This is a genomic window from Algibacter sp. AS12, from assembly GCF_046736315.1.
Classification (GTDB): Bacteria; Bacteroidota; Bacteroidia; order Flavobacteriales; family Flavobacteriaceae; genus Algibacter_B; species Algibacter_B amylolyticus.
On sequence record NZ_CP151841.1, the window covers coordinates 285,198 to 300,000 of the forward strand.

Annotated in this window: 10 protein-coding genes and 1 rRNA gene; 8 read left to right on the plus strand and 3 right to left on the minus strand. The window is 32.7% G+C overall.

Annotated features, from left to right (window positions below):
• The first annotated feature begins 40 nt into the window (after nt 1-40).
• The 4 genes from AAFN75_RS01110 to AAFN75_RS01125 all read left to right on the plus strand — a co-directional run bounded on the left by AAFN75_RS01110 (nt 41) and on the right by AAFN75_RS01125 (nt 4,365).
• A complete protein-coding gene (locus AAFN75_RS01110) occupies nt 41-2,416 on the plus strand; it encodes a TonB-dependent receptor (protein WP_411807866.1) in 2,376 nt (791 codons plus the stop codon).
• 4 nt (nt 2,417-2,420) lie between these two features.
• On the plus strand, nt 2,421-3,242 hold the full coding sequence (locus tag AAFN75_RS01115; RefSeq protein ID WP_411807867.1) for a DUF4249 domain-containing protein: 822 nt from the start codon (nt 2,421-2,423) through the stop codon (nt 3,240-3,242).
• 81 nt (nt 3,243-3,323) lie between these two features.
• Nucleotides 3,324-4,145 (plus strand): N-acetylmuramic acid 6-phosphate etherase, encoded by an 822-nt coding sequence (murQ, locus tag AAFN75_RS01120; RefSeq protein WP_411807868.1) that lies wholly within the window; start codon nt 3,324-3,326, stop codon nt 4,143-4,145.
• Nucleotides 4,129-4,365: a DUF6095 family protein gene (locus tag AAFN75_RS01125; protein ID WP_411807869.1), complete on the plus strand. Its 237-nt coding sequence runs from the start codon at nt 4,129-4,131 to the stop codon at nt 4,363-4,365. Before murQ ends, AAFN75_RS01125 begins: the two co-directional genes overlap by 17 nt.
• Before the next feature lie 75 nt (nt 4,366-4,440).
• Here the strand turns inward: AAFN75_RS01125 and AAFN75_RS01130 are convergent, their stop codons facing one another.
• The gene (locus AAFN75_RS01130) at nt 4,441-4,941 is read right to left on the minus strand and encodes a DinB family protein (protein ID WP_411807870.1); all 501 of its coding nucleotides are present in this window, start codon (nt 4,939-4,941) and stop codon (nt 4,441-4,443) included.
• Between the two features lie 231 nt (nt 4,942-5,172).
• Here AAFN75_RS01130 and AAFN75_RS01135 point away from each other — a divergent pair, with 231 nt between their 5' ends.
• The 4 genes from AAFN75_RS01135 (at nt 5,173) to AAFN75_RS01150 (ending at nt 11,829) form a co-directional block, all read left to right on the plus strand.
• Nucleotides 5,173-9,066, plus strand: a complete 3,894-nt coding sequence (locus AAFN75_RS01135; RefSeq protein WP_411807871.1) for a two-component regulator propeller domain-containing protein — start codon at nt 5,173-5,175, stop codon at nt 9,064-9,066.
• A 137-nt stretch (nt 9,067-9,203) separates the two neighbouring features.
• Entirely contained in the window at nt 9,204-9,344 is a 141-nt protein-coding gene (locus tag AAFN75_RS01140) for a hypothetical protein (protein ID WP_172625922.1), read from the plus strand.
• Nucleotides 9,345-9,507: 163 nt separating this feature from the next.
• A complete protein-coding gene (locus AAFN75_RS01145) occupies nt 9,508-10,962 on the plus strand; it encodes an SUMF1/EgtB/PvdO family nonheme iron enzyme (protein ID WP_411807872.1) in 1,455 nt (484 codons plus the stop codon).
• A 12-nt stretch (nt 10,963-10,974) separates the two neighbouring features.
• Entirely contained in the window at nt 10,975-11,829 is an 855-nt protein-coding gene (locus AAFN75_RS01150; protein ID WP_411807873.1) for a T9SS type A sorting domain-containing protein, read from the plus strand.
• A 43-nt stretch (nt 11,830-11,872) separates the two neighbouring features.
• Here the strand turns inward: AAFN75_RS01150 and AAFN75_RS01155 are convergent, their stop codons facing one another.
• Together AAFN75_RS01155 and rrf are read right to left on the minus strand one after the other, a co-directional pair.
• Nucleotides 11,873-14,308, minus strand: coding sequence for a helix-turn-helix domain-containing protein (locus AAFN75_RS01155; protein WP_411807874.1), 2,436 nt, complete (start codon nt 14,306-14,308; stop codon nt 11,873-11,875).
• 307 nt (nt 14,309-14,615) lie between these two features.
• A 5S ribosomal RNA gene (gene rrf / locus AAFN75_RS01160) occupies nt 14,616-14,723 on the minus strand.
• Nucleotides 14,724-14,803: the final 80 nt, after the last annotated feature.

Sequence of the window (14,803 nt, forward strand, 5' to 3'; positions counted from 1 at the left end):
TTAGGAGCTTTTTTTATACTTTTATAAAAAAAGCTGTTAAATGAAATACTTCTTTTGCTGGTGTATTTGTGCATTAAGTTTTGCAATAATACCTCTTAATGCGCAATCAAAATATACCTTGAGTGGAACCATTTCTGAAGAAAAAAGTAATGAAACCTTAATTGGTGTAAATATTATTTTTCCTGAAATTTCTGCTGGTGCAACTACCAACGAATATGGCTTCTACTCCATTACTGTTCCTGAGGGTACTTATAATATTGTTATTAGTTACCTAGGTTATTCAACGATACTTCAAACTATTACTCTAACCCAAGATATAACTAAAAATTTTAGTCTTGCTGATGCTTTAGAGAGTTTAGACGAAGTTGTTATTACAGAAAACATTGAAAAACTTAATATTAGAGCGCCACAAATGAGTGTTAACAAGCTTACCTCTGGTACCATAAAAGAAATCCCCGTTGTTCTTGGCGAATCCGATATCATAAAAGCGATTACCTTACTTCCTGGAGTTACTTCTGCTGGCGAAGGTGCATCGGGTTTTAATGTTCGTGGTGGTGCTGCCGATCAAAACTTAATTCTTTTAGACGAAGCCATAATTTACAACTCTTCACATTTATTTGGTTTCTTTTCCGTTTTTAATCCGGATGCTATTAAAGATTTAAAACTTTATAAAGGAGGTATTCCTGCGCGTTATGGCGGAAGAGTTTCATCGGTTCTAGATATTTACCAAAAAGAAGGCAACAGTAAAGAGTTTCATGTAAACGGAGGTATTGGTATTGTATCTAGCAGACTACTTGCCGAAGGTCCTATAAAAAAAGACAAAGGGTCTTTTCTTTTAGGGGGACGCTCTAGTTACGCACACTTATTTTTGCCGCTCTTCGATATTGATAACAAGGCCTACTTTTACGACCTTAACACAAAACTTAGCTATAAATTAAACGATAATAATAACATATACCTTTCTGGATATTTTGGAAGAGATGTTTTTAAAATTGAAGATACTTTTGAGAATACTTACGGTAATGCGGTTATAAATTTCCGTTGGAATCATTTATTTTCTAATAAATTATTTTCAAATCTTTCTTTAATATATTCGGATTACGACTATAATTTAAGATTAAATTTTGTTGAATTCGATTGGGTTTCTGGCATACAAAATTTCAATTTAAAATATGATTTTAAGCATTACCTAAGCAATAAAATTAAACTACAATATGGTATAAACAGTATTTATTACCGTTTTAATCCAGGTGAAATTACACCAACAGTAGAAACTTCAGGAATTAATCCTTTCAAATTAACAAACAAATACGCATTTGAAAATGCCCTTTACTTAGATGCCGAACATAAGGTATCAGATAAATTAGCATTATCATACGGTTTAAGGCTTAGTAGTTTTATGCGTTTAGGTCAAGATGAATTAAATATTTACCAGAATGACCAAGCTGTTTTATTTAATAACGATTTTAAAATTTACGAAAAAGCAGAACCTATAGGTACAGAGTCTTTTAAACGCAGCGATGTTATTGAAAGTTTCTATAATCTTGAACCAAGAGCTTCATTATCCTACCAATTAAACACCAAAAGTTCTGTAAAAATGAGTTATAACCGTATGGCTCAATATATACATCTGCTTTCTAACACAACCTCTCCTACTCCATTGGATATATGGACACCAAGTGGAAAATATATAAAACCTCAATTGCTTGACCAATATGCTATTGGTTACTTCAAAGATTTCAATGATAACGCCTATTCTCTAGAAGTTGAAAGTTTTTACAAAGACGTTAAAAATAGAATTGATTACATTGATGGCGCAAATTTAATTGCTAATAATGCTATTGAGCAAGTTATATTAAATGGAAAATCTAGAGCCTACGGATTGGAAGTTTTACTACGAAAAAACGAAGGTCGATTTAAAGGATGGCTGGCCTATACACTATCTAAATCGGAACAAAAAACTCCTGGTAGAACAGCTAACGAGATAGGAATAAATAACGGTAATTGGTACAAAACACCATTTGATAAAACCCATGATATTTCTTTAACCGGTAGTTATGATTGGAATGAAAAATGGAAAATTAGTGCTAACTTTTTATTTCAAACTGGACAGCCGGCAACGTTTCCAAACGCCCAATATGAATTTAATGGAATAACTATTCCTAATTATAGCGATAGAAATTCAGATCGTTTACCTTCATACAATAGATTAGACCTTTCATTAAAATACATACCCAAACCTAATAAAACTAAAGGATGGCAAGGTGAATGGGTATTTGGCTTTTATAACATTTATAACCGAAGAAATACGGCTTCTATTTCATTCGGACAAAATGATCTCACTGGGCAAAATGAAGCAACTCGATTAGCAATATTTGGAATTGTACCATCAATATCCTATAATTTTAAACTTTAAGATAATGCGAACTATAAAATATATAACATCTATAATTTTGATTTTCCTTGTAACATCATGCGAAGATGTTATAGATTTAAAACTAAATAATTCTGAACCTAAATTAGTCATCGATGCCGCTTTAAATTGGCAAAAAGGAACCGATGGAAAATCGCAAGCCATAAAACTTAGCCTTACCGCTCCTTTTTTCGATAGTACAAATCCTCCTGCTTCTGGAGCAACGGTAACTGTTACGGACTCCAACAGTAATACGTTTAATTTTATTGAAGAAAGTAACACGGGTATTTATAAAAATAACTCATTCATTCCTGAATTGAATGGGGTTTATATTTTAAGTATAAGTTATAATAACGAATTATATACTGCAACAGAAACACTAATACCGGTTGTTCCTATTGAAGATGTAGAGCAAAAGGACGATGGCGGTTTTTCTGGAGAAGACATTGAACTTAAGGCTTATTACACAGACCCCGAAGGTGTTAAAAACTACTACATATTCGAATTTAATATTGTTAAATTTGAAACCACATTTATCGAAGTATATGACGATGAGTTTTCAGATGGTAACAGAATATTTGCATTTTATTCCAATGATGATATGCAGTTAGTTGATGACGTCATCATTACGAGTTACGGTATTTCAGAGCGTACATACCAATTTTATAATATTCTATTAGAACAAACCGATGAAAACTCTGGAGACCCTTTTAGCGTGCAACCTTCAACAGTTAGAGGTAATTGCGTAAATCAAACCAACCCAGATAACTTTCCTCTTGGCTATTTTAGGGTTTCAGAGAGCGATGCGTTTACTTACACCATTAAATAAATCAGTAAAAAAGCAACGTTAATATTATAAAACAACACAAAATACGTTTTAGTCGATTAAATAAATATGTACTTTTGACCTATGAGTTTCATTAAAACCACTGAGCAAGATTCCAATCATAATCATTTAGAAAAAATGAGTGTTTCGGAATTGCTAATTAATATCAATAAAGAAGACAAAACCGTACCTTACGCCGTTGAGAAAGCATTGCCACAAATAGAAGCTCTTGTTATTCAAATTGTAGATAAACTAAAAAATGGCGGACGCTTATTCTATATGGGCGCTGGTACAAGTGGCAGACTTGGGGTTGTTGATGCATCAGAATGTCCTCCTACATTTGGAGTGCCTTACGATTTAGTTATCGGGCTAATTGCTGGCGGCGATTTGGCTATAAGAAAAGCAGTAGAATTTGCTGAAGATTCCAAAACTCAAGGTTGGAAGGATTTACAGGAACATAAAATAAACTCTAAAGATGTGGTAATTGGTATTGCTGCCTCAGGAACAACACCTTATGTTATTTCTGCTTTAGAAAAATGTAATGAAAACAACATTATTACTGGTTGTATTTCTTGTAATAAGAATAGTCCACTTTCTAATGTTTCTAAATTCCCTATAGATGTGGTTGTTGGTCCAGAATTTGTAACCGGCAGTTCTAGAATGAAAGCTGGAACAGCACAAAAATTGGTACTTAATATGATTACCACTTCAACCATGATTCAATTAGGTCATGTAAAAGGTAATAAAATGGTAGATATGCAACTAAGCAATAACAAGCTTGTGGACAGAGGTGCTAGAATGATTATGAAAGAAATTAATGTTTCTGAAACCGAAGCTTTAAAACTATTAAACGAACATAAAAGCGTAAGAAACGCAGTAAAACACTATAATGATGGAAGAGCATAAAACAGATAAAACCGTATTATTTCAAGGCATAAAAACACTAGTTTTTGCAGCATTAAGTCTTCTTATGGGACCTGTTTTACTAAGTTTTGCTTTTAGTAAACCAGATGATAAACTTTACATTCCGCTTTTAGTAATAGGATGTTTAATTTGTGCCTTTGCTATTTTTCTAATTTTTAAAGGCATCAAATTAATAATGAACAGTATGTTCAAAAAGAAGTAAGCTTAATTTATTTCGTGTTTTAAGTTCGACTGCTATTTTAAAAAAAGCGTATCGAAAACATTCTTTTGCTAAAAATCACTTTAAAGTAACTTGTTTAGGTGTTGTTGGGTTATATCCAAAATCAGAATCATTTAAAACAATTCCTAAACTATCAAAAATATAGTTTATAATAGCATAATGGTGTATGGTATGGCTGTTGGCCTGAGCTAATAATGCGCCGTAAGTATAGGGTATTGCTATTTTTCCTAATCCTAAATCATCAATAACAATTACATTGTCCGCGATATTAAACACAATAGTATTCAATTTATCAATAATAAAATTAAGATAATCTCTCGCACAACAACAATCGGCTTCTACGGCTTTATTTCTACTTCTTGCTGTTAAATCTATCTGGTTTTCAGAATTCACATTTAAAATACAATCATAAAAGTCTAAAATATGCCTAATGTGTGTACCAATACTAGAATGATAAGGCGGTACCGAAGCATCACACAATTGCTCATTAGACAAATTATCTAATAAAATTTGTGATTTTTGGAGAGTTTTTAAAGTAGATTCAACAATAACGTTCATGGACACTAAAATAGTTAAAATAAATTTAATTAAGCTAATGCGCCTTTAGTCTTCCTTTTACTATTTCCTTACACTAAATATTAAATAACTGAATTTTACTTAGTTAAAAAATATCACTACCTTGTTTTGAATAAAAACAGCTATTTAACAAAACAATATAACTCTAATTCTATCTCTGGTTTGGTACATCATTGTTATAAAACAATCGTTTATATACCCTTTGTACTGGTAATGTTTTGTTGCTGTTTTTTAAATGCACAAGATAGTATTGGGACCTATTTAGCCCCTATTTATCCTCAAAAACAATTTTCTTTTAAGACATTATCTATCAATGATGGTTTATCTCAAAATAGCGTTATAAGTATCGCGCAAGATAGTATTGGATATTTATGGATGGCTACCCAAGATGGTTTAAATAAATATAACGGCAGAGATTTTAAACATTACAACAAGCAGTTTGAAGATATTACCAGAGCAACATTTAGTAGACTTGGTAAAATATATATAGACAAACAAAACAGACTTTGGATCATCACACACTCTGGTAAATTAGAACTTTACCAACCCCAAACTGACGATTTTAAACCCATAAAACTCCCATTTGAAGCGAGTATAGTTTTTCAAGACAAATACTTAAATTTATTTATTGGCTCTTATGATAAAGGCCTTTATAAAATTGACGCAAAAACTAAAGATACCCTTCAAGTTTTTAAAAATGAAGAAGTACACAAAACCGTATATAATATCCTTGAACATGAAAACGGCTTATATGTTGCTACCTCGGGTAATGTATATAGCTTAAATAAAGATAACAGCTATAACAACATAAAGGTTTCAACCTCTAAATCAACAAACTTTAGCGTTTTAAAAACAAACGAAAAGAACGACATTTGGCTAGGTACCTTTGGCTCAGGTCTATTTTTTAAATCTAAAGACAGTGAATCATTTACCCAATATGCATCGCCAGAACTTCCCAAAAACTTAAATATTGAAGACTTATTAATTGATAGCCGAAATAGGCTCTGGATTGCAACATACGGTAATGGCGTATATCTTATTGATTTTAGAACTAATAGCATAAAAAACTTTAAGGCCAATAAAAACAATCCGTTTGCAATTCATTATAACGATATGCTCTGTCTATACGAAGATGCTACAGGAATAATTTGGTTTGGCTCCGATGGTACAGGTGCTAGTTATTACGATACGCACTTAATAAAGTTTAATATTCTAACTAATAACCAAGTCCCAAAAACGGTAAATGTAAATATGGTTAGATGTCTAACCACAGACAGTCTAGATAATATTTGGATTGGAACTTCTGGAAAAGGTTTAACGGTTGTAAACCTAAAAACAGATACTTATAAAACCTATACAACAAAAAACACACCGTTAGCTAGTAATAGAATAATTAGCCTAAACTTTATAGAAAATAATCTATGGATTGGGCACCAAGGATACGGTCTAAATATTATTGAAAGTAACGGGAACTATAAATTTTATCAGGAAATTTCAGATTTTACAATTTGGCGTATCATTAAAGCAACTAACAACCAAGCTTGGTTATGCACAGAACGTCATGGTGTTTTATTATTTGATAAAAACAGAGGCATTTTAAAACAATACAACACCAAAAACTCAAAATTAAAGTCCAACAATATAAGAGATTTAACTATCGATAATAAAAATGATATATGGATTGGAACGGATGATAACGGCTTATATAAGCTTGACGCGAAAACAAAAACTATTAACAAAATAGACCTTATATCAAACAAAATAAAATCACTTTATAGCAACGATAGTATACTATGGGTGGGCACATTTGGAAATGGATTAAAAAGATATAATACCATAAAAAATACGGTTACTACTTATACTGAAGAAGAAGGCTTACCCAACGATGTTATTTACGGCATTCTACCCGACAAACACCAAAATTTGTGGTTAAGTACAAACAATGGTTTAAGCCAATTAAAAAAAATTAATGCTAAAGTACAATTCGAAAATTTTAGTACTTATGATGGATTACAGGCTAAAGAGTTTAATACAGGCGCTTATTATTTAGATAAAAAAGGCACTTTAATGTTTGGTGGCTTAGAAGGCATCAATTGGTTTCATCCTGGGCAACTAACTTTTAACACAGTTAAACCTAAAACTATAATTTCTAAATTAGAAATCTTCTCTAAACCTAGAGACCTAACTGAAAATTTAAAATTAAAACATAACGATAATACCATAACGTTTACCTTTTCTAGCCTGCATTTTTCGCAACCCGAACGAAATGCCTTTAAGTATAAACTCGTTAATCATGATAAAAACTGGATAGCTTCAGGAAACACTAATATAGCCCACTATACTAATTTACCTCCTAACACGTATATATTTCAAGTGATCTCAAGTAATTATGATGGTATATGGAATTACGAACCTGCTACCTATTCATTTACCATAAAAAATCCTTGGTTTTTAAGCAACTTAGCCATTATGGCATATGTTATTTTAGGTATTTTAATAGCGTTTGCAGTTTATAAATATCTTAAATGGCGCTGGCTTATAAAAATGCAATTGCAATTTGAACATAAAGAAACCGAACGCTTAAAACAATTAAACGGCTTTAAAACTAAACTTTACACAAATATTTCTCATGAGTTTAGAACACCGCTTACCTTAATAACTGGCCCTATTGAAAAACAATTAAACAATCCAAAACTATCAAAGTCCGATAAAACAGAATTAGAATTAGTACAACGAAACTCTAAACGTCTTTTAAACCTAGTTAACCAGCTAATGGATTTATCTAAACTAGAAACAGGAAACTTAACCTTATCGGTAAGTCAAGGTAATTTAGGTGTTTTTCTAAAACAATTAGTAAAAGCATTTCAATTTAAAGCCAAAGAAAAAAATATTAATTTCTCCTATAATATAATGCCCATCGAAAATGCTTGGTATGATAAGGATGTTATCGAAAAAATAGTAACTAACTTATTAGCAAACGCCATAAAATATACACCAAAGGAAGGCACTATTAATTTTGATGTTTCTATTCAAAAAGGACAAATTATTATTACGGTTATAAATAATGGTAATACTATAAAGACTGAAGACATTGCCAAACTTTTTCAGCGGTACTACCAAAATAGTAAATCTTCCGATGGCATTGGTATTGGTTTATCCTTAGTAAAAGAACTTATTGTACTATCGCACGGTAACATTGTTGCAAATGCTTTAAACAAAGACGACATTCAATTTACAATCACCCTTCCAATTGAGCGTTCTTTCTTTAATTCTTCTGAAATTGTAGAAGATAGTTTTCCTTCTAAAAATGAAACATTACCAGCCTCTCATTTAAATAATGTAACCAAACCATCTAACAAACCATTAATGCTAATTGTTGAAGATGATGAAGATATCCGCATATTTCTAAAATCCATATTTAACGATTTATATACCATTGAAGAAGCTATACATGGCGAATCTGGAATAAAAAAAGCTATTAAATTTATACCAGACATTATTATTAGTGATATTATGATGCCTAAAACAAATGGTATAGAATTATGTAATACCTTAAAACAAGACGAACGTACAAGTCATATTCCTATAATTTTATTAACCGCAAAAAGTGGAAACGACAATGAAATTGAAGGTTTAAAAACTGGAGCAGACGATTATGTTGTAAAACCCTTTAACACCGAAACCCTTAAAATTAAAGTAAAAAACCTTATTACATTAAGGCAACAACTGCAACAACGCTATACCAAAAGTTTAGAGTTAAAAGATATTGCAACCACAACAATTGAAGAAAAATTTTTAATTAAACTTAAAAACGTTTTAAACGAAAACATTACAGATCCAGCATTTACATCGGCAGTTTTTAGCGACAAAATGCTTATGAGTAGAATGCAACTTCATAGAAAATTAAAAGCGCTCACAGGACAATCAACCACCGAACTAATTAGAACCGAACGCTTAAAACTTGGTAAAGAATTACTACTAAATTCAGACCTATCTATTTCAGAAATTGGCTATCAAATAGGTTTTAATACACCGTCGTATTTTATAAAATGTTTTAAAGATACGTATAATTGCACACCTTCAGAATACGTTTCAAGCCAGCAGTAACAAGGGTTTTAAGACCATGTTACATATGTAGCATACTTTGTTACATATTTGATATCCAAACATTTACTTTCCTTATAATTTTACAACCAAGATGTCTTTAACATCATTGCTTTTTTACAAATGAATTAATAATTGTGATGACTAATAAATCCAATGATTTAAATACAGATGAAAACCAAAACATCTATTTAAGTATAGATCATTTAAAAAAAGGACAATATTTATTAAATATCATGCTTAACAATAAAATTATAAAATCGATAAAATTGAAGAAATAAAGATGCTATTAATCAAGTGAGGAAATTGGGGATAATGAAGATGTAACCGTTGGATTTATTCCCTTTTTTAAAATTAAAACCTACAACACTTTTTTTGCTCCAAATCTCTCCCTAGTCTACTTTTTAATATTCAAATATAAATTAATCAAATAAATTTATTAAAATGAAATTAAAATTTACATTAACATTAGCACTGCTTTTTTGCTTATTAAGTAATGCTAACAATATTACAGTAAGTAATATTTCTTTGGAAAATCTTAACGAACCAGAATGGGTACAAATCGAGTTCGATTTAAGTTGGGAGAACTCTTGGCGCCTAAGTGCTGGACCTTCTAATTGGGATGCCGCATGGGTATTTATTAAATACCGAGTAAATAGTGGAGATTGGCAACACGCCCAATTAGCACAAACCGATTTTGTCGCTGCATCCGGCAGTACTATTGATATCTCCGAAGATGGTGTTGGAGCCTTTATTTATAGAGATAGCGATGGTAGTGGCGATTTAGATTTACAAGGCATAAGACTGCGTTGGGACTACGGTTCTATAGACCCTAACGATATAATAGACATACAAGTTTTTGCTCTAGAGATGGTATACGTACCAGAAGGACCATTTTCTCTAGGAAGCCCAGGAACAGAGGTTGGCAAATTTTATTCATGGACCACAAATAATCCATATCGAGTAGAATCCGAAAATGCGATAACAGTAAATGGAGGCTTAGGGAACCTTTATTATAATAATCCTGCAGATGCATCACGTCCTGGTGACCAATTAGGTCCTATTCCGGCAGCATTCCCGAAAGGTTACCAATCCTTTTATTGCATGAAATATGAAATGACTCAAGGCCAATATGTTAGTTTTTTTAACACGTTAACTCCTGCACAGAAAATTGAAAATGATATTACGGGAGCTTCCGGTAAAAACCAAGACACTGAGCTTAACAGGAATACAATTGCTTGGGAAGAGGGCAGTACTACGGCAACAACAACATCGCCAGACCTACCACTTAATTATGTAAACAATTATGTATTATATGCCTATTTAGATTGGTCTGGACTTAGACCAATGACAGAATTAGAATATGAAAAAGCCTGCAGAGGACCTATTACCCCAAAGGCCGATGAGTTTGCTTGGGGAAATAGTAATATTGCCGACAATGATTATAATATAGTTAATATATCTCAGCCCAATGAAATAGTTACAAATCCAGAAGTAAACACCGGAAATGCTCATTATAGTAGTACCAATGGCACTACATCTGGCCCTAAAAGAGTGGGAGCTTTAGCGGCAAGTGCTTTAAATAAAACAAGAGAAGAGACAGGTGGCAGTTATTACGGTATAATGGAATTAACCGGAAATTTATACGAGCGTTGTATAACGGTTGGAAACCCAGAAGGTAGGGCTTTTACATCCGTACACGGAGATGGCGAAATATTAGTAAACGGACTAGCCAATGTTACCTCATGGCCCACAGACAATACAGGTATAGGATATAAAGGTGGCTCATTTTTTAATGGTGTTATATATATTAGAGTATCCGATAGATATGATGCTGCTACATCACTCGCAGGGTCTAATAATAGACTTGGATTTCGTGGGGTAAGAACAGAAGATTAATTCATTGGAAACATGACACTTCAAAAATTATTTGCAATAACCGCATTGCTATTTCTAGGGTATCAACTTAACGCTCAATATACAGGTGGAATAGATGATGGCAGTGACTACTCTTATCTTAATGGCAGTAAGCTTTCCGGAGAAATCGCCTCTTTTTCGGTGCTGTACCAAGGAAGTTCAGGAGATGGCTTTGATAGTCAACGGAATCAAATGTTACTATCAAATTCAAATTTCCGAATTTACAATGGTAATGCAGGCGATGGATTTTCTAGTAAAACAGCTGCTTTGGTACTAAAAGGAAGCTTAATTGCAAGTCTATACAAAGGAAATACCGGCGATGGATTTTCCAATAAACTATATCAAACCATATTAAATGGTAACGATTTAAGTATTCTATACATAGGAAATAGTGGGGATGGATCAACATTTTTGGTTAAAGAAAATCTATTCCTAAAAGGATTTATGCTACAAATTTTTAATGGTGGCAACGGCGATGGTTTTGCTAACCTATTAAGTTCTAACAATTATCTATCTGGGCTTATGCTTACACTTTACAATGGTGGTAACGGAGATGGCTTTGCAGTAAACAAATTAACCTCTGCACTCACTCTCGATATCATTGAGAAACTTATAGAGATGGATGTACTTCTATACCCTAACCCAGCAAGTAACATTGTAAATATTAAGCCCAATAACCAAACTAATATTACTTCTGTTACTTTGTATAATGTATCAGGACAAGAAATAAAGATTAACTTAAATAACGATAATACTATTAATGTTAGTCACTTATCAGATGGCATATACCTATTGAATATTTTCTCCGTAAACGGAAACGTTTCAAAAAAGTTAATAATTAAGCGGTAAAAATCAAAACTAACAGAAACATTCAGTTTACAAAAATAAAATGTCACTTAGATATATCGTTAATAACCAACCGCAACTCTCCATAACTATATTTATCATCTAACTGATGTTTTAAATCAGATAGGTTTTCAAATTTAGTTTTGGGGATTATTGCTTTTAGTTCGTTATAAAATTCAATGGACATTAAATCGGTTACTTTAATTTCACCGGTATCAATAAAACTCGCTAAATGTCCAAAAACAGTGTTCTCATTCAATTCACGACTATTAGCAATTTCAGTAATGGTTTTACCCGCTTTAAAAAGTTGTAAAGATTCCTTTTTGGTATCGCCCTTTACTCGCTTTGGTTTCGATTCCTCAAACAATTCTACTTCTTCAGATGTTTCAATATCATGTTCATCACAATAGGCTTTAATAACCTTTAAAATAGCGGCTCCATATTTATCAACACGGGTTTTACCCATGCCATTAACCTTCAATAATTCTGCAGTATTAGTAGGCAAAACTTCACACATTTCGTACAATGTTTTTTGAGCAAATATTTGGTAATGAATTAAGTCTTTCTCTTTGGCGATATCATTTCTAAGGATTCGTAATTTCTCAAAAAGCTCAACATTACTAGTCCCTTCAACAACCGATTTTCTAGCCTTCTTGGGCTTCTCTTTACCAATAAATACCGATTTAGCCCGAAGCTCTAAAATTCCTTTTGCAGTAAAACCAGACGAAAGCCCTTTAAAGTAATGCAATTTCACAGCCAATAAATCCTCTAAAGCATCTAGATGCTTTGTAATTTCGCTGCCCACAGCTTGGTTATCGGTAGTAAAAGTAAAACTCTGTAAAGGTTTAGCTATTTTTGATTCCGAAATATCTAAAAAATAGTGCACGCCTTTTTTAAATCGTTCTTGTATAATAGCACTCCGCTCCGGTAAAGTATCACATTCTGCAAGTGTTTTTAACTGCGCATTAAACCCATTTGCTACTTTTAAAAAATTAGTAACAGTGTCTTTTATAGGTACAAAAACATCATCAATAGCACCTTTTATAACAGTTCTATTTTTATAAAAAATATCTAGTATTCTATTTATAGGATATATAAATGGGTAAAGCCCAAAAACTTCAGCAATTAAATCTAACTGAAAACTCTTTTGAGAATCAACTAAAACAAGATCATCTGGAGCATTCTGCTCTGCATTTTCATTAAATGTGGTAACATTACCATCGCTTATAATTTGGCTTGAGTTAATTTTACTTTTAAGCACTAAACCCTCTAACGATTTACATCTACTAAGCGCCACATAAGTTTGCCCATGTGCAAAAGCACCCTGCGCATCAATAATGGCCTTTTCAAAAGTTAACCCTTGGCTTTTATGTATGGTTATACTCCAAGCTAAACGCAAAGGCATTTGGGTGTAACTCCCTATTTTTTCTTCTGTTATAGCTTTAGTTTCGGCATCAACAGTATAATTTATATTCTCCCAAATCTCTGGGGTAACATTTATGTTAAAATCATCATCCGGACAATGCACAACCACTTCATCCTTATCCAACAAAATAACCTTACCTATTTTACCATTAAAATAACGCTTTTCGGGGCTGCTATCATTCTTTACAAACATAACTTGAGCCCCAACCTTTAACTCTAATGCCACATTATTAGGATAAGCATATTCCGGAAATTTACCATCCACCACAGCATTATAAATATGTGTTTTAGTGGTTAATTTGGCTAACTCCGCCCTATTTGTTGATTCAGCCTTATTATTATGTGTTGTTAAAGAAATGTACCCAGCATCCGGTTTTGGCGTAAAATCAGGAACAAAACGTTTATTTAGCTCCGACGCAGCTGCTTCACTTAGCCTATTGTTTCTAATTTCATTTAAAATTTCAATAAACTTGGGGTTTTCCTGCCTATATATATGCTTCAACTCAATGGTTACGGCATTACACTGCCTATAAGCCAAACTACTAAAAAAGAAACCATTAGCATAAAACGGTTTTAACAACTCCCATTCTTGCTCCTTTATAACTGGTGATAATTGCTGTAAATCACCAATCATTAAAACTTGAACACCTCCAAAAACCTTATTACGATCTCTAAAACGACGTAACGTTTTATCAATACCATCTAACAAATCGGCACGAACCATACTAATCTCATCAATAACCAGAAGGTCCATCGATTTAATAATATTAATCTTAGTTTTGTTAAATCGCCTATTAAACCCCTTACCCGCGTTTAAATCTTCATTTGGCAAAATAGGTCCAAAAGGCATCTGAAAAAAAGAATGTATAGTAACACCTTTTGCATTTATTGCGGCAACACCTGTAGGCGCTACTACTACTAAACGTTTTAGGCAACTCATCTTTAAACGATGTAAAAACGTAGTTTTACCAGTACCCGCTTTACCCGTTAAAAAAATGGATCGGTTGGTATCGTTAACAAACGACCAAGCCAAATCTAATTCCTTATTTTCACTCATCAAACAATTAACTTTTTTAGAGGATTAAGATACTAATATTGAACTATTTTATTGGCGGGTTTTAAAGAAAATTAAAACCTCGCTATCAATTATATCTTTTTATTATGTAATTGAGAGGAGTAAGCGGCGTTGCCATCTGTCAAACCCTATCTCCCAACAAACAGCAGTACGTATCGAGCCATAAAAAGGATGCCGTTTCTATCGCTCCCGCAGCTATCCGCCCAAGTTAGTGGATAGGCTAAGTGAATCTATTTCTACTTAAGTTTAGCGCAAAAAAAATCCTCAACAAATAAATGTTGAGGATTAAAAAAGGCAACGACCTACTCTCCCACAAATGTAGTACCATCGGCGCTAATGGGCTTAACTTCTCTGTTCGGAATGGTAAGAGGTGAGCCCCATCGCTATAACCACCTTAAGTTATAGCTGCTGACTGTCGGCTTTCACCTCGAGTCTTCAGCGTTCATCCTATAGATGAACAAATATCTTAACATATTG

Excerpts from the sequence above, each read along its gene's own strand:
- AAFN75_RS01110 (WP_411807866.1), top strand. The coding sequence starts at position 41 with ATGAAATACTTCTTTTGCTGGTGTATTTGTGCATTAAGTTTTGCAATA.
- AAFN75_RS01115 (WP_411807867.1), top strand. The coding sequence starts at position 2,421 with ATGCGAACTATAAAATATATAACATCTATAATTTTGATTTTCCTTGTA.
- murQ (WP_411807868.1), top strand. The coding sequence starts at position 3,324 with ATGAGTTTCATTAAAACCACTGAGCAAGATTCCAATCATAATCATTTA.
- AAFN75_RS01125 (WP_411807869.1), top strand. The coding sequence starts at position 4,129 with ATGATGGAAGAGCATAAAACAGATAAAACCGTATTATTTCAAGGCATA.
- AAFN75_RS01130 (WP_411807870.1), bottom strand. The coding sequence starts at position 4,941 with ATGAACGTTATTGTTGAATCTACTTTAAAAACTCTCCAAAAATCACAA.
- AAFN75_RS01135 (WP_411807871.1), top strand. The coding sequence starts at position 5,173 with ATGTTTTGTTGCTGTTTTTTAAATGCACAAGATAGTATTGGGACCTAT.
- AAFN75_RS01140 (WP_172625922.1), top strand. The coding sequence starts at position 9,204 with ATGACTAATAAATCCAATGATTTAAATACAGATGAAAACCAAAACATC.
- AAFN75_RS01145 (WP_411807872.1), top strand. The coding sequence starts at position 9,508 with ATGAAATTAAAATTTACATTAACATTAGCACTGCTTTTTTGCTTATTA.
- AAFN75_RS01150 (WP_411807873.1), top strand. The coding sequence starts at position 10,975 with ATGACACTTCAAAAATTATTTGCAATAACCGCATTGCTATTTCTAGGG.
- AAFN75_RS01155 (WP_411807874.1), bottom strand. The coding sequence starts at position 14,308 with ATGAGTGAAAATAAGGAATTAGATTTGGCTTGGTCGTTTGTTAACGAT.